Genomic DNA, 16,954 nt, shown 5'->3' on the forward strand with positions numbered 1-16,954 from the left:
CATAGTACACAGGCAATGCATATATTTGCAGCATAAAACTATAAGCGATGAATGCAGAGAACGTAAAATCACAGATGAGAAAGGGGACACTGGAATATTGTATCCTGTTGCTTCTCAAAAAAGAGCCGGCTTACACCTCTGACATTATTCAGAAGTTACAAGAAGCAAAATTGATTGTAGTAGAAGGTACTTTATATCCGCTCTTGACCCGTTTAAAGAACAGTGAACTGTTAAGTTATCAGTGGATAGAGTCTACGCAGGGACCGCCCCGTAAGTATTACCAACTCACTTCGAAAGGGGAAGAATTCCTCGGTGAACTGGAAAACTCCTGGCAGGAACTAAATGATACGATAAACCACATCAGAAACAATTAAAATTAGAAAACAATGAAGAAGACACTTACAGTTAATTTGGGAGGAACTGTTTTCCACATTGACGAAGATGCATACCAGTTACTGGATAAATATCTTTCTAATTTACGCATACATTTCCGTAAAGAAGAAGGTTCCGAGGAGATCATGAATGATTTCGAAATGCGTATTTCGGAGTTGTTCGGTGAACGGGTACGCCTGGGACATGAGGTGATCACGATCGAACATGTAGAAGAGGTGATCAACCGTATGGGTAAACCGGAAGAGATATTTGAGGAAGAGGCTGAAGAAGAAAAAGAGAACGCTAAGAAGCGGACTTATCAGGAACAGGTCATTACCGGCAAGAAGAAGCTGATGCGTGACCCGGATAACCGGGTAATCGGTGGTGTTGCAGCCGGTATTGCGGCCTATATGGGATGGGATGCTACCGCCGTCAGACTGGCGATGATCCTGCTGTTATTCATTCCGGTCGTACATTGGATGGCTATACTATATATTGTTTTATGGATGGTCATGCCGTTGGCCAGAACTGCCGCAGACAGATTGATCATGAGGGGTAAAAGCGTAACGCTTGAAACCATCGGACAAACCGTCACCGACGGATTTGAAAAAGTCAGCAATAACGTAAACGATTATATAAGTTCAGATAAACCAAGAAGTTTTTTTCAGAAAATAGCTGATCTGTTTGTCACGGTATTCGGCTTTCTCTTAAAATTCGGAGCAGTCCTGGCAGGTATCATTTTGCTCCCTCCTCTTTTGCTGGTTGTATTTATACTGTTTGTTGTAACGGTAGCCCTGATTGGAGGAGGTGCAGGAATGCTATACCAACTTTCTCCTTTCGGAATGGATCTCTACAGCGGAGTCCCCGTTTATATGGCGGTTTTAGGTTGTATCGGCATCATCTTACTGATCGGAATACCTGCAATAGCATTGCTTTTTGCCATATTCGGACAATTATTCAATTTAAAACCGCTGCCTAATCCGGCAAAATGGACTTTGTTCGTCATTTGGATACTTGCTCTTATTGGAAGCATTATTTACTTTGTAAATCTAGGTTTACCGGCGCTTAGCCCGTACCTATGGCATAACTCTAATTTTTCAATACATATATAGGGAGATAAAAAGATTTGTTTATAATTTGTGTGTTTAAAAAAAGAAGGCCGCTCTGTCTCAGAGGGGCCTTTCTTCTAAGGTTAACAAATTTATGAGTAAAAACCACTAATGAATCATTTAAAAAACCACTATTTCTGCCGTTTTAAAACTAAGCAGAAATAGTGGTTACAAATATACGTATTATTTCCAATAAAAAAAGCCTTTAGTCAATTATTTGTACGCTTTTCTTATCAAGGCAGCTACCACCGCCAACTCATCCTGAGTTATTGTCATTTTTTCACCTCCAAAATACATATCCGATTCCTTTGTTATAGGGATTAAATGGATATGTGCATGAGGCACTTCCAATCCCATTACAGCTATCCCTACACGCTTGCAGGGAATAGCCGCTTCCTGAGCACGGGCCACACGCTTGGCAAAAGCCATCATTCGCCCTAACAATGCGTCTTCCAGATCAAAAACATAGTCAATTTCTTTCTTCGGAATCACTAAAGTATGCCCTTTTGCAACCGGATTAATATCCAGGAAGGCAAAGAATTCTTCGTCTTCCGCAACCTTATGGCAGGGTATCTCGCCAGCCACTATTCTACTGAATATTGTTGCCATATCTTATTGTATTAAATTGATATATCCATTATTTCAAAAGTCATCAATCCGGACGGAACTTTGATTTCCACCACGTCTCCGACTTTCTTTCCCATCAGTCCTTTTGCAATCGGTGTGCTCACGGCAATCTTTCCTTCTTTCAGGTTTGCTTCCGAATCGGAGACCAATGTATATGTCATTACCATATTATTCTTCGTATTTTTGATCTTCACCTTATTCAGAATCTGAACTTCGTCAGTCTGAACACGTGATTCATCTATCAGACGTGCATTAGATATCAGCCCCTTCAACTGGGCCAGTTTTGCTTCCATAATGCCTTGAGCCTCCTTTGCAGCGTCATATTCTGCATTTTCAGACAAGTCACCTTTATCCCTGGCTTCAGCAATCTGGGCAGAAATTTCAGGACGCTTCACGGTTTCCAAATAGTTGATTTCAGCTAAAATCTTATTGTAGCCGTCTTCTGTCATATAACTAACAGCCATACTAAATCCTCCTAATTATTGATTTAAAAATTAATATTTATTACTACATAATAAAAAAAGAATCCCGACCAACAACCTGGCCGGAACTCCTTTTTCTCTTTATTTTAGACATTGCAAAGATAAGACATCTTTTCAAAATGCACAAACCCTCACAAGTGCTTTACAACATATAAATCTGATTGTTAGCGTACTATATTAAAGTACAGCTTTTACATCTGCTGCCAGATTTTTCACGTCATCCACCCGTTTAACCAGATTACCTTTGCGGTCAAGGATGAAGATCGCCGGGAGTTGTTTCACATTATACAATCCGGCTATCTGAGAGTAGACAGACTGCGGATCACGAACAGCTACCCAAGGTAGGTTTGAAGCCGCATTCTTCCAGAAGTGAGCATCAGAGTCCAGAGACACCTGATAAATATCCAAGCCCTGACTATGATACTGCGTATATAATTCACCCAAAGCCATATTCAATGCCGGGGACCATTCAGCCTGATAAGCTGTAAAATTAATAATAACCGGCTTTCCTTCTGCCACAGAAGATAGCTTAACCACTTCCCCTTTCAGATTCGGCAATTCGATATCCAGAAAACTCACTTCAGTCGTTTTCACATCATCCAGATTTACCGGACGCTGTGCACGAAGCACCTTCATAGACTGCAAAGTCAGGTTGTAAAGATGTTTTGAACGGGGACTTCCCGGATAGAAATGATCGTAACTGGTAGCCACTGCTCCGTAAGCCTTTACATCATTTCTGTCATAGAGGTCAAAGAACAATAGTCCGTCGATCTGCTGAAACAAAGCAAAATAAGCTGCTGTCGACATCGGGGCTGCATAAATATATTTACGGGCCACATCCTTATAAGCCTCTGCTGTTTCCAGGATTCTTGCACGGTATGTCGTATCTGCAATATGCTTATCCTCATATTCTTTACGTAAACGACCGATCGCCTGGTTCGCATCCAACTGTGCCAGGGTGATCGCTTTGATCGCTTTACTGTTTTCAGATCCTTCAACGGAATAAGAAGTGGCAAACGTTCCGGCATCAGCAGCAAAAGTAACCGTTTCAACTGAGTCGATCGCAAAATTTATCAATTGATTATTCAGACGCAAACGATAAAAATCCGGAAATTCCGGACGTTTATGGGTAAACTTGAATTTACCGGCAGCAGTCAGTTTCACCGAATCCAACAATTCGATATTTGATATGCCCACATTCTCCAGATACATTGTCTGGCCGTCGGCTCCGGATACAACTCCCTTCACTGTAAAATCCGATGCCTTGTTACATGCAGTAAACAACAGCATACAAATTCCGAAAATAACCAGTAATTGCGCAGATATTTGTTTCATCCTTTTTTCTTTACAATGTTCGTAATTCCGATGCAAATATACATTATTTTACAATTGTGGCACTATTATTCTCAAAATCTTCCTTTTATTTTTATAAAAAAGGGCTTTTCTGATGTTTTTTATTTTCATTTTCATGTGTTTACAGGTAAACTTTCATTACATTTGCACCAATTTTTACAGATAGAAAAATAAGAAAGAAGATTATGCTTAATCCAATTAACAAGACGATCGAGTTGGCTGATGGAAGAACCATCACCATCGAGACCGGGAAATTGGCAAAACAGGCGGACGGTGCGGTTACCGTACGTATGGGTAACACTGTGTTGCTGGCTACTGTTTGTGCCGCTAAAGATGCAAATCCCGGTGTTGACTTTATGCCGCTGCAAGTTGAATACAAAGAAAAGTACTCCGCATTTGGCCGTTTTCCCGGAGGTTTCACAAAAAGAGAAGGAAAAGCTTCCGATTATGAAATCCTGACATCGCGCCTCGTTGACCGCGCTTTGCGTCCGTTATTTCCGGACAATTACCACGCTGAAGTATATGTAAACGTTATATTGTTCTCTGCTGACGGTGAAGACATGCCGGATGCATTGGCAGGCTTAGCAGCTTCTGCTGCCCTGGCTGTTTCAGATATACCTTTCAACGGACCGATTTCTGAAGTACGTGTAGCCCGTGTTGATGGTAAATTTATTATCAACCCGACATTCTCTGAATTGGATAAAGCAGACATCGATATGATGGTTGCTGCAACAATCGACAACATCATGATGGTTGAAGGCGAAATGTCTGAAGTACAGGAATCAGACATGTTGGATGCAATCAAGGTTGCACACGAAGCTATCAAAGTACAGTGCCAGGCTCAGCTTGAACTGTCGGAAGCTTGCGGCAAACTCGTTAAACGCGAATACTGCCACGAAGAAAACGACGAAGAACTGCGTAAAGACGTACACGACAAATGTTTTGCAAAAGCATATGCCGTTGCAACATCGGGTACGGACAAACACCAGCGTTTCGATGCTTTCCAGGCAATCATAGAAGAATATAAAGCTAATTTCTCTGAAGAAGAACTGGAAGCTAAAGCCGAAATGATCGGCCGTTACTACCACGATGTAGAGAAAGAAGCCATGCGCCGCGCTATCCTTGACGAAGGAAAACGTCTGGACGGCCGTAAAACAACGGAGATCCGCCCGATCTGGATCGAAACGGATTATCTTCCGGGACCTCACGGATCAGCAGTTTTCACACGTGGCGAAACCCAGTCGCTGACAACTGTTACACTCGGTACCAAAGCCGACGAAAAGATGGTTGACGACGTACTGAACCACAGCAAAGAACGTTTCTTATTACATTATAACTTCCCTCCGTTCTCAACCGGTGAAGCAAAAGCATCACGTGGCGTAGGACGTCGTGAAGTCGGCCACGGGAATCTGGCCCACCGCGCTTTGAAGCGTATGATCCCGGAAAACTATCCATATGTAATACGCGTAATCTCCGATATCCTCGAATCAAACGGTTCTTCTTCTATGGCAACTGTTTGTGCAGGTACACTGGCTCTGAGAGACGCCGGCGTCCCAATGAAGAAACCGGTTTCAGGTATCGCAATGGGTCTTATCTCTGAAAACAAAGGTCAGAACTATGCTATCCTGTCGGATATCTTAGGCGACGAAGACCACCTGGGAGATATGGACTTCAAGGTAACAGGTACAGCAGACGGTATCACAGCTACCCAGATGGATATCAAGGTAGACGGTCTGTCATACGAAATCCTTGAAAACGCATTGGCTCAGGCAAGAGAAGGCCGTATGCACATTTTGGGTAAAATCATGGAAGCTCAGCCGGAAACACGTGCTGAACTGAAACCGCACGCTCCGCGCATCGAATCAATGACGATCGGTAAAGAATTTATCGGCGCAGTGATCGGCCCGGGTGGAAAGATTATCCAGGGTATCCAGGAAAAGACCGGTGCTGTTATCACAATTGAAGAAGTTGACGGTGTAGGTAAAATCGAAATCTCCGGAACAAACAAAGATACGATCGATGCTGCTATCAGAGCGATCAAAGGTATCGTTGCCGTTCCTGAAATCGGCGAAGTATACGAAGGAAAGATTTCTTCTATCATGCCTTACGGTGCATTCGTTGAATTCATGCCGGGCAAAGACGGTCTGCTTCATATCTCCGAAATCGACTGGGCTCGTCTGGAAACAGTTGAACAAGCAGGTTTGAAAGAAGGTGATACAATCCAGGTAAAACTGGTAGACATCGACGCTAAAACAGGTAAGTTCAAACTTTCACGTAAAGTGTTGCTTCCGAAGCCGGAAGGTTACGAAGAACGTCCGCCAAGACCGGAAAGAGGTCCGAGACCGGAACGTGGAGATCGCGGAGACCGTGGTCCTCGCCAAGATCGTGGAGACCGTAACTACCGTAACGATCGTTAATAGACAACTTTCTTATACATTATATATAAAGAGCTATCCTGCGAAGGCTAGCTCTTTTTTTGTACTATCCGGAAATAAAAATACCTCTATTAGAGATAAGCCATGTTTTTCAATTTGTTTTAACGAATAATCATTATATTTGCGACCAGATAATCAAGTAGCAAATGTACAAACGGAAAAGGAGTATCTTCCTTATTTTAATCACTCTTCCCCTACTGCTGTTCGTTTACAGCTGTAAAATGCCTACGAAGGAAAGAAAGAGGATTGTACTTATTCATTCATTTGAAGAAGGAAGGGAAAATTATGCCGTTTTCAATGAAGAATTAATCAAAGAACTGGATAAGCAACAAATAAATGCTGACATACATACCTTCTATCTGAATTGCGAACGATACCTCGATAAGGACGAACGCGAACGAATGTATAACTACATTGACTCGATACAAGATATAAAACCGGACATTATTCTGGTAAACGACGACCAGGCCACTTACAGTTTACTGGGCTGCGAACATCCGCTCATAAAAAAGATTCCGATCGTTTTCGCCGGCGTCAATTATCCAAACTGGAATTTGATAAAGCAGCACCCCAACGTGACCGGCTGGTATGATAAGCAGGATTTTGTGAAAAACATAGAATTTATCCATGCTCTTTTCGGTCAGTTGACGGTACGTATAGCATATGACCGTACAGTCCTCGGCAAACAGTCGTTTGTCGATGTAATGAAACAAATAAAGCCACATAAAGAGATTGTAATAATACGTTCAAAACTGAATAGCGAAAGAAACAAGGGTTATAGTGAAAAAGACCAGGAAGCAATTCAGATACTTACGGACTCAACAAAGGACGGCTCGGATTTTACAATCCCCCTGAAACCGGACCAATTAGCCTGGGTGCAATTCACTTCATTCCGGCTATTACCAGGAGTCAGTATTCTGACTAATCTATCCGGAATGGAAACCCAATCCACTTATTTGGATATTAAATACGATTATACATCAGAATCCATGTCCGCCCTCGTTCATTATCCTAGTTTTTCGGCCCATAACGAACCTATACAATACAGTCCGGGGAGCAAGAGCAGATATATCGGCGGCTATATGACTTCTATTGAAATACAAGCCAGAGAGCAGGCACAATCTGCCGCAAGAATATTGACCGGAACAGCCGTCAGCCAAATAACTGTAAAGGAAAGCACAAAAGAACATATTATATTATGGAGAACCGCAAAAGCATGGGGAATGACGATAGATGAAATCCCCGCTTATGCACGTATTATAGGTATGCCGTTCAAAGATCACCACAAAACGGCTATAACCTGGTTCACCTGGATAGCATTTGCCACCATTATCGTAATCGCATCTTTGCTGGGCAAAATGTACATACGGGAAGAGAAATATAAAAAGAAGGCACAACACGACCTGATAAAACAGAATAAGATACTGGAAGTCGCACTCGAAAAAGCCAAAGAGTCCGATCAGATGAAATCGGCATTCCTTGCCAATATGAGTCATGAGATACGTACGCCGCTAAATGCTATCGTCGGGTTCTCCAATTTGCTTAACACAGATATAGATCTTGAGAAGGAAGAGCGGACACAATTCCTGGAGTTGATTAATACGAACAGCGATTTGCTTCTTAAACTGATCAACGATATTCTGGATCTCTCGCGCATCGAGTCGGGACGCATGGCTTTCAGTTTCGACAATTATGATCTGAGCGAGTTAGTACATAATATATATAGCACTTATCAGATGATGATGCCTTCGGGAGTAAAATTACTCATAGACATTCCGAAAAACCCTGTAACTATCTACACAGACAAACATCGCCTAATGCAGGTTATCACAAACTTCCTCAATAACGCTATTAAATTTACTTGTGAAGGATACATAAAGGTTGGTTATTCATCTAATCCCGAAAGCCGGCTGGTACATATCTTTGTGGAAGATACGGGTAAAGGCATAGCGAAAGAAAAACAAGCCGCCGTATTTGAGCGTTTTACCAAACTGGACGAGTTTGCCAAAGGTACCGGGCTAGGCCTCTCTATCTGTAAAGTAATAACCGAACGTTTCAGCGGAAAAATCACCGTCAGCTCAGAAGAGGGTACAGGCAGCCACTTCACCGTTATTCTACCGCTCAAACCGGAAAATATTGTTACGGATATCGAAACCGTTTGACAAAAAGGACACACCTGTTAGTATCTCATTATCATAGCGAACAGGTATAAAAAAGATGCTGAATAAAGCATACACGAGTCTCATTCAATTTTGCTACCGACAATTATGCGCAGGCCTGCTGATAATTATCGACAGGCTAGCCCACAATTGTCGACAGGCCTGCGCATAATTGTCGGCAGCAAAATACATAAGGAACTCAATCGGAAAAGATCACTATGAATAGGCAACAACAAGGCAGGGAAAAGGAGAAAACAGAAAGAAAAAGCCTGCCCCGAATAAACGGAACAGGCCTTTCACCTCTTATAATAAGTTGTTCTTATTTGCTACAAGAGCAACGCGGCTTCAATTGTTTGAAGAAATCGTTGCCTTTATCGTCTACCAGAATGAAAGCAGGGAAATTTTCTACTTCGATCTTCCAGATTGCTTCCATACCCAGTTCCGGATATTCCAGACATTCTACTTTCTTGATGCTTTCCTGTGCCAGGATAGCAGCCGGACCACCGATACTTCCCAGATAGAAACCGCCATGCTTCTTACAAGCATCCGTTACCTGTTGGCTACGGTTACCTTTGGCAATCATAATCATGCTACCGCCATTGTCCTGGAACAGGTCGACATAAGAATCCATACGGCCGGCTGTTGTCGGACCGAATGAACCGGAAGCCATTCCGGCCGGAGTCTTGGCAGGACCTGCATAATAAATAGGATGATCCTTGATATACTGAGGCAGACCTTCGCCTTTATCAATACGTTCTTTCAGTTTTGCATGGGCGATATCACGACCAACTACGATCGTTCCGCTCAGAGAAAGACGGGTGGATACCGGATATTTAGTCAGTTCTTTCAGAATATCGGCCATTGGCTGGTTCAGGTTGATCTTTACGGCATCACCTTCACCGGCATTACGCAACTCTTCAGGAATCAGGCGACCTGGATTAGAATCCATCTTTTCAATCCAGATACCTTCCTTATTGATCTTGCATTTGATATTACGGTCAGCAGAGCAGGAAACACCCATTCCTACCGGACAGGAAGCACCGTGACGCGGCAGACGAACGATACGTACGTCGTGTGCATAATATTTACCACCGAACTGAGCACCCAAACCAATGTTATGAGCCGCTTCCAAAACTTCTTTTTCCAGTTCGACATCACGGAAAGCACGGCCATACTCGTTACCGCTTGTAGGCAGGTTGTCATAATAATGAGTAGAAGCCAGCTTCACGGTCAGCAGGTTCTTTTCTGCTGAAGTACCGCCGATAACGAATGCAATATGATAAGGAGGACAGGCAGCTGTACCTAATGTTTTCATTTTTTCAACCAGGAACGGAACCAATGTTGTGGGGTTCAGGATGGCTTTTGTTTCCTGGAACAAATAAGTCTTGTTGGCAGAACCACCACCTTTCGCTACACAAAGGAATTTATATTCCATACCTTCGGTTGCTTCGATATCGATCTGTGCAGGCAGGTTACATTTTGTATTCACCTCGTCGTACATATTCAACGGTGCATTCTGTGAATAACGCAGATTTTCTTCCGTATATGTTTTGTAAACACCCAGAGAAAGCGCTTCTTCATCACAATAGCCGGTCCATATATGCTGGCCTTTTTCACCGTGGATGATAGCCGTACCTGTATCCTGGCAGAAAGGAAGCTGGCCTTTAGCTGAAACTTCGGCGTTACGAAGGAAAGTCAATGCAACGAATTTATCATTGTCGCTTGCTTCCGGATCGCTCAGGATTTTAGCAACCTGTTCGTTGTGGGCCGGACGAAGCATAAAAGCCACATCGCGGAAAGCAGCATTAGCCATCGCTGTTAATCCTTCTTTTGCAATCTTCAGAATCGGTTGTCCTTCAAACTCGGATACCGACACATAATCTTTTGTAAGCAGATAATACTCTGTTGTATCCGGTCCCAGTGGAAACGGTTCCTGATACTTGAAAGGAGGTGTTGCCATATCTTTATTATTTAATTATGTAATATTGGTTTTACAATTTCAGAATCATTCTTTTTCGCTTGGCAAACTTAGACAAAAATCACGAAATACGGGAGCGGTTTCACAAATTTGTTCGTAGTACAGGAAGAATTAATTAAAAGAAAAACATATATTTGCATGAATATGAAAAAGCTAGTCACTCTTTTTTTCCTCTGCCTGTTGGTATCCGCCCATTTAACAGGACAGATCAGTCACGGAGGCAGACCACTTCCGATGACGATACTCAGCACCCGCTCAGGAAGCCTGTTTCAAGAAATGCCTGCTTTTGACATCGCTGAACAATTACGAATCGACTCACTCAACGAAAGCGATTTGCGCAGTAGTTTTCATTTTGCCTATAAATTCATGACCGATTTTACTCCGGATAACTCAGGCAGCTGGTTTACACAAGCCGACGGCACCCGCGTATGGCGACTGGGCATTCGATCGGCCGGAGCCTATTCGATCAATGTATTATTTTCTGAATTCGAAATTCCGGAAGGCGCCCAGCTCTTCCTGTACAATCCGGACCAGACACATATATTAGGAGCATTCAACCATTTGAACAACTCCGAACTGGGCATACTTCCCGTCTCTCCGGTACAAGGTGAGGAATTAATTATCGAATATCAGGAACCGGCTAATGTTCCGTTTCATGGCAGGCTAAAAGTGGGTGAGGTAAACCATGACTATCGTAATATCAGAGGATACGAGCCGCAAGAATATGGCAGGACGTATCTCGGATGCATAAAAACACTGGCCTGCCTGCAAGAAAGTACGGATAAATATAATGAGATAGGCCGAAGCGTCGTCCTGCTCATTATCAATGGGACTGATTTTTGTACCGGTACATTAATTAATAATACATCAAACGACGGTACACCTTACCTGTTAACAGCATCCCATTGTTTGAACAAGCAGTTCAACATCGAGAATCCGGATTATGAAATGATTGCAGGCAATATCGTCACCTATTTCAATTACGAAAGTCCTCTATGCGACCCGGTTATGAGAGGTACCGAAGAAATGTCGATGGCTTCCACCCGCTTCAAGGCGACCAACGAACAGACCGACATGGCTTTACTGCAACTGATGGAAACACCACCGGCTTACTATCAGCCTTATTATGCCGGCTGGAATGCCAAGGACCAGGGCACTGCCCCATACGTGGGAATCCACCATCCGGAGGGCACCGTAAAGCGACTTAGCACGACAGAAGAAGTCGAATTAACGACATTCAACTCTTCGATAGGAAACTTTATAAAAAACGGGCACTGGCACATAAAGGAATGGTCGGACGGAAGCACGGCAGGAGGCTCTTCCGGTTCCGGATTATTTGACAGCAACGGCTTAGTTATCGGAGGCCTGTCCGGAGGATATTCTGACTGCCCCCGCCCTTATGATGATTTCTATTTCGCCTTAAGCCAAAACTGGGAAATATCTCCGGATGCCGACAAACAATTAAAAATATGGCTCGACCCGGCAGGAACAAACTCCGGACGGACCTGCAAGGGACTTGATCCTTACAGTGCAACCCCATGCCTCCGCCTGAGCAATATAAAGGAAAGCGGAAAAGTCAACACGATAGAATCAACACCTCTCCCCTCACCCGGTACAGGCCCAGCTTTCGGCAACAACTCACTGGGGATGAACGAATTTGCCGAAGCCTATAAAATAACGGGCAACGCTAAAATATACGGCACATACATCGTAAATCCGGCTATAAGCAAGATGAGTGACCTTGAAGTAGAAATCACCGTCTACAATGGCTCGGATAAACCGGAAACACTATTACACAACGAATCATTCAGCCCTTCATTCGTAACGCTCAATGACAAAAGTGCTTTTATCGATTCTACCAAGCCGATGAACCGCGACCAGGAATCATTTATAACCTTCAAAGAGCCAATCGATGTGTCCGGCAATTTCTTCATCGGATACAAGATCAAATCGGCTGCCGGCAATACCTCTTTTTCGGCATTCAATCTCCCAAAAGGAGAAACAAGTAAAAATACCGTATGGATCAATTATAAAGGCCAATGGATAGAAGCTACCAGCCATCCGGCTTCCCCGATGAGTACTTCCTTATTCATCGACCCGGTCATCCAATACAATACGGCATCAGCTAACACTTCCATTAACGAAAGTAATCCAATCCGCATATTTGTGGAAACAGCTTCCAAAGCAATTCATGTCCTGCTACCGGAAACAATCCGTCAGGCACGGTATTCAGTGCTGTCGATGGAGGGAAAAACTTTACAGAACGGCACTGTTCATTCGGGACAAAACATCATCACCGCTACAACGGCCACGTCAGGTATCTATCTGATACAAATCAGCTACGGAAACGAATGTTTTACTCAAAAGATTTTATTTTAATCAAAAATACACAATAAGAAAACAGCCGGCAGAAGCCGGTAAGATAAAGAGATGAAAGCGAAACACTATAAATTAACTAAATTAGTACCGGATGGAAGCTATTAAAGCGTTCATAAATCCTGTCATTTATACTCTTTTTAGCAAAAAAAGGAGCCTGGATTCATTAATAAGTATTAATTAGAAAGATTTTATCGTATCTTTGCTATTCATAACAAAAAAATGCTTTAGTTTTGCACTTTGATGGCTAAGGGACAATTGAAAGTGAATATATAAACATAGTAACATTTTAAACTTACATCAAATTATGAACAAAAAGTTTTTATTGTCATTCTTTGTAATGGCAGCAATCTTAACCCTTTCTTCTTGTTCAAACAAGTTGAAACCGCTAGCTGAAGAGTACATCAAAGCTGAGCCGCAGCCGCTTGAGGCTATCGGAGGCAAAGTACCCGTGACTATCAACGCGACTTTCCCTGCAAAATGGTTCAACAAGAAAGCCGTTGTAACTGTAACTCCGGTTCTCCGCTATGCCGGTGGTGAAGCATGGGGAACATCTTACACTTATCAAGGTGAAAAAGTAAAAGGTAACAATCAGGTTATCGCTCAAAAAGAAGGTGGTAACGTAACAATGAAATCTTCTTTCACTTACAAACCTGAAATGAAGAAATCTGAACTGTACCTGACTTTCGATGCAAAGATCAAGAACAAGACAGTTAAATTACCGGATGTAAAGATCGGTGAAGGTGTAATCGCAACTTCTGAACTGGCTGACGCTGCTACTGCAACTGCTGCTATCGCTGCTGACAAATTCCAGCGCATCATCAAAGAAGCTCACGATGCTAACATCATGTTCCTTATCCAGCAGGCTGAACTTCGTGCTAAAGAGTTGAACTCTGATGCAATCAAAGAATGGAAAGACCTGGTTAAAAACGCTGACGAAGCTCCTAACCAGAATGTAGCAATCGAAATCTCTGCTTACGCTTCTCCTGATGGTGGTGTTAAACTGAACACTGGTCTGGCTGAAAGACGTGAAGGTAACACTTCTAAATATCTGGACAAAGAATTGAAGAAAATGAAAGTTGATGCTCCGGTTGACGCTCGTTACACTGCTCAGGACTGGGAAGGCTTCAAAGAATTGGTATCTGCTTCCAACTTACAGGATAAAGACCTTGTATTAAGAGTTATCTCTATGTATCAGGATCCTGAAACAAGAGAAAAAGAAATCAAAAACATCTCTGCTGTTTATTCTGATCTGGCTGAAACCATCCTTCCGCAATTGCGTCGTTCTCGTTTGACTGCTAACATCGAAATCATCGGTAAGTCTGACGACGAAATCAGCGCATTGGCTAAGAGCAATCCTTCTGAACTGAATATCGAAGAAATTCTTTACGCTGCTACATTAACTAACAACGACAGCGAAAAGATGGCTATCTATACAAAAGCATCTGAACTGTATCCTAACTGCTACCGCACTTGGAACAACATCGGTATGATGGCATTCAAGGCTGGTGACCTGGCTAAGGCTGAACAAATGTTCAACAAGTCTAACTCTGTTAAGGCTAACAACGAAGCTAACATGAACTTAGGTTTGATCGCTCTGACTAAGGGTGACCAGGCAAAAGCTCAGCAATTGTTCGGTAACGCTGCAGGTGTTGCTGAATTAGGCGAAGCTCTGGGTGTTCTTTATCTGGAACAAGGCGAATATGCTAAAGCTGTTAACTCTTTCGGTTCTGTTAAGACTAACAACGCTGCTTTGGCTCAGCTTTTAGTAAAAGACTACAGCAAAGCTTCTCAGACTTTGAACGCTGTTGCTAAACCTGATGCAACTACTTCTTACCTGAAAGCTGTTGTTGCAGCACGCACAAACGATGTAAACGCAGTTATCAGCAACCTGAAAGCTGCTATCGCTGCTGACAAAGCTATGGCTAAAGAAGCTGCTATCGACCTGGAATTTGCAAAATATGCAACTAACAGCGATTTCGCTAGCTTGGTTAAGTAATTAAAATTACAACCTACATATCAAAGGCTGCCTCCACAAAAGGCAGCCTTTATTTTTTTAGAACAAGCTAAAACAAAGAAGATACAAATATGGTTCTTATTATATAATTTAAGACAAAATGTTTTGTTATCTTGTTTAGCTTTTACACCTTTGCGTGCTCATTTTAATTAAATAGATTTTTACCCGATGAAAGGATTGTTGTCCATACTTGTTTTTCTATGCCTGATACTGATGAGTACTCAGGACGTTGCAAGCATAGACATCTGCCGCCGGGATACCAATGTAAAGCTAAGTTCTGTTGAAAAAACAATAAAAGACAGGGCATTACAACAACATCATGAGTCAGTATTCGACCTGGCAGAAAATTGTGATTATATACACATTCTCTCCAAGCTGTCACGCGAAAGAAACAACTCCAACAATTCACTGCGATCAGAAAATAAATATCATTCGGACCAGCTGCTGAAAGACTTCAACATACGGCAGCGTACCTGTGAATTAATTTCAACCTTACATATCATCGATACATCATCCCTTCATTACCGCTTCGCACATTTTATCTACGAATTGCGAAGAATCATCATTTAAACATACTTTACTGGAACTTTATAAGCTATTCCTGTTGACAGGAACGGCCCCAATCCCTATTGCCGGAAACGATCACCCTCGTCCGGTAAAAGGGTATCTACCTTTTTATTAATTTATCAACAGTTATGGGAGCTATAACAATTTTACTAATGCTATTTGCCGGCATTGGCTTTGCCGGTTTGGCTATTGGCGTAGGCAAACTGGTGTCTACAAAACGCATGAACCCGGTCAAAGGGGAAGCATACGAGTGCGGACTTCCAACGGAAGGAACATCATGGGGACAGTTTAACGTAGGTTATTACCTTTTCTCTTTATCATTCCTCATCTTCGATGTGGAAATGGTATTCCTCTACCCCTGGGCCGTCACACTGAAAGAAGTGGGTGCACCGGCATTGGTCGAGATCGTCTTTTTTATGCTGTTCCTCTTTATGGGATTGCTTTACGCATTTAAAAAGAAAGCATTACAATGGAAATGAAAAAAGATTTTTTACCAGAGATACCGGAGGAGTTCCGGGAGAACCTGGGGCGCAATGTCCTGGTAACGACCATTGACAAGATAGCCGGATGGGCACGTAGCAATTCACTTTGGCCGCTGACTTTCGGAACCAGTTGTTGTGCTATCGAAATGATGAGTGCCGCGTCTGCCAAATACGATTGGTCACGCTTTGGATTCGAAGTGGCACGCGCTACTCCTCGACAGGCCGACCTGATCATCGTAGCCGGAACAATCACCAGCAAAATGGCGCCTGTACTGCGCCGCCTGTACGATCAGATACCGGAACCTAAATACGTAATCGCCATGGGAGCTTGTACGATCACCGGCGGCCCGTTCGCTAAAGACAGCTACACGGTAATACGAGGTGTGGATAAGATTATCCCGGTAGACGTCTACATCCCGGGATGCCCGCCCAGGCCGGAAGCGTTATTACAGGGAATGATGGCTTTGCAACAAAAAATCAAGTTGCAGAAAGCCTATGTAATTGAAAAACCTAAAGAAGAACCGGAGTTATGAACAAAGAAGAATTGACAACATTACTCGCCAATCGTTTCCAGAGGAAAGAAACCGGGGAGAGTTTCGGATTACCGGCTCTCATGGTCAGAAAAGAAGAACTATTAGCTACTGCCCGCAAACTGAAGAAAGATCCTTCTTTCAACTTCAACCAACTGGTCTGCGAAACAGTGACAGACCGTACCGGATATTTCGAACTGGTTTGCCATCTGCGCTCCGTAGGTGAAGGGCACGAAATGATCCTCAAAACACAAGTGGAAAGAGAAGGTACTCCTCTCCTGCCCTCACTTTACGAATTATGGCAGGCGGCAGAACTGTTTGAAGACGAAATATATGATCTGTTCGGTATTCGTTTCGGGAACCATCCACACTTGCGCAGACTGTTCCTCGATGAGGAATTTGAAGGATATCCGCTACGGAAGGATTTTACGAATACGCTGGATTTATAGACTACACCACTTAATAGG

General features: G+C 43.0%; 14 protein-coding genes. 10 read left to right on the top strand and 4 right to left on the bottom strand.

Features of this window, described 5'->3' with window-relative positions; all coding sequences use genetic code 11:
• The first annotated feature begins 47 nt into the window (after window positions 1-47).
• The gene (locus NBH14_RS01540; protein WP_009860753.1) at window positions 48-374 is read left to right on the top strand and encodes a PadR family transcriptional regulator; all 327 of its coding nucleotides are present in this window, start codon (window positions 48-50) and stop codon (window positions 372-374) included.
• A gap of 12 nt (window positions 375-386) precedes the next feature.
• Window positions 387-1,484: a PspC domain-containing protein gene (locus tag NBH14_RS01545; protein WP_186958132.1), complete on the top strand. Its 1,098-nt coding sequence runs from the start codon at window positions 387-389 to the stop codon at window positions 1,482-1,484.
• A 210-nt stretch (window positions 1,485-1,694) separates the two neighbouring features.
• On the opposite strand, the gene NBH14_RS01550 is transcribed toward NBH14_RS01545, so the two are convergent.
• The 3 genes from NBH14_RS01550 to NBH14_RS01560 form a co-directional block, all read right to left on the bottom strand.
• Complete coding sequence (locus tag NBH14_RS01550; protein ID WP_186958131.1) at window positions 1,695-2,090, bottom strand: HIT family protein; 396 nt, start codon at window positions 2,088-2,090, stop codon at window positions 1,695-1,697.
• Between the two features lie 11 nt (window positions 2,091-2,101).
• Window positions 2,102-2,572 carry a transcription elongation factor GreA gene (greA, locus tag NBH14_RS01555; protein WP_009860750.1) on the bottom strand — a complete coding sequence of 157 codons (471 nt, stop codon included), beginning with the start codon at window positions 2,570-2,572 and terminating at the stop codon, window positions 2,102-2,104.
• A 195-nt stretch (window positions 2,573-2,767) separates the two neighbouring features.
• Complete coding sequence (locus NBH14_RS01560) at window positions 2,768-3,925, bottom strand: TlpA disulfide reductase family protein (RefSeq protein ID WP_044214987.1); 1,158 nt, start codon at window positions 3,923-3,925, stop codon at window positions 2,768-2,770.
• Between the two features lie 203 nt (window positions 3,926-4,128).
• On the opposite strand from NBH14_RS01560, the gene pnp reads away from it, so the two are divergent.
• Both pnp and NBH14_RS01570 read left to right on the top strand, forming a co-directional pair.
• The gene (gene pnp / locus NBH14_RS01565) at window positions 4,129-6,360 is read left to right on the top strand and encodes a polyribonucleotide nucleotidyltransferase (protein ID WP_186958130.1); all 2,232 of its coding nucleotides are present in this window, start codon (window positions 4,129-4,131) and stop codon (window positions 6,358-6,360) included.
• 239 nt (window positions 6,361-6,599) lie between these two features.
• Window positions 6,600-8,540, top strand: a complete 1,941-nt coding sequence (locus NBH14_RS01570; RefSeq protein WP_250817077.1) for a sensor histidine kinase — start codon at window positions 6,600-6,602, stop codon at window positions 8,538-8,540.
• Between the two features lie 316 nt (window positions 8,541-8,856).
• Here the strand turns inward: NBH14_RS01570 and NBH14_RS01575 are convergent, their stop codons facing one another.
• A complete protein-coding gene (locus NBH14_RS01575) occupies window positions 8,857-10,497 on the bottom strand; it encodes a fumarate hydratase (protein WP_186958128.1) in 1,641 nt (546 codons plus the stop codon).
• 156 nt (window positions 10,498-10,653) lie between these two features.
• On the opposite strand from NBH14_RS01575, the gene NBH14_RS01580 reads away from it, so the two are divergent.
• The 6 genes from NBH14_RS01580 (at window position 10,654) to NBH14_RS01605 (ending at window position 16,936) form a co-directional block, all read left to right on the top strand.
• Complete coding sequence (locus NBH14_RS01580; RefSeq protein WP_186958127.1) at window positions 10,654-12,894, top strand: trypsin-like peptidase domain-containing protein; 2,241 nt, start codon at window positions 10,654-10,656, stop codon at window positions 12,892-12,894.
• Between the two features lie 304 nt (window positions 12,895-13,198).
• Window positions 13,199-14,890: a tetratricopeptide repeat protein gene (locus NBH14_RS01585; protein WP_122326782.1), complete on the top strand. Its 1,692-nt coding sequence runs from the start codon at window positions 13,199-13,201 to the stop codon at window positions 14,888-14,890.
• Between the two features lie 186 nt (window positions 14,891-15,076).
• A complete protein-coding gene (locus NBH14_RS01590; protein ID WP_186958126.1) occupies window positions 15,077-15,478 on the top strand; it encodes a hypothetical protein in 402 nt (133 codons plus the stop codon).
• Window positions 15,479-15,603: 125 nt separating this feature from the next.
• Complete coding sequence (locus NBH14_RS01595) at window positions 15,604-15,954, top strand: NADH-quinone oxidoreductase subunit A (RefSeq protein ID WP_186958125.1); 351 nt, start codon at window positions 15,604-15,606, stop codon at window positions 15,952-15,954.
• Window positions 15,945-16,490, top strand: a complete 546-nt coding sequence (locus NBH14_RS01600; RefSeq protein WP_186958124.1) for an NADH-quinone oxidoreductase subunit B — start codon at window positions 15,945-15,947, stop codon at window positions 16,488-16,490. Before NBH14_RS01595 ends, NBH14_RS01600 begins: the two co-directional genes overlap by 10 nt.
• Entirely contained in the window at window positions 16,487-16,936 is a 450-nt protein-coding gene (locus NBH14_RS01605) for an NADH-quinone oxidoreductase subunit C (protein ID WP_186958123.1), read from the top strand. Before NBH14_RS01600 ends, NBH14_RS01605 begins: the two co-directional genes overlap by 4 nt.
• The last annotated feature ends 18 nt before the right edge of the window (window positions 16,937-16,954 follow it).

Origin of the sequence: Parabacteroides caecihominis, assembly GCF_023656785.1 — a bacterium.
Classification (GTDB): domain Bacteria; phylum Bacteroidota; class Bacteroidia; order Bacteroidales; family Tannerellaceae; genus Parabacteroides; species Parabacteroides segnis.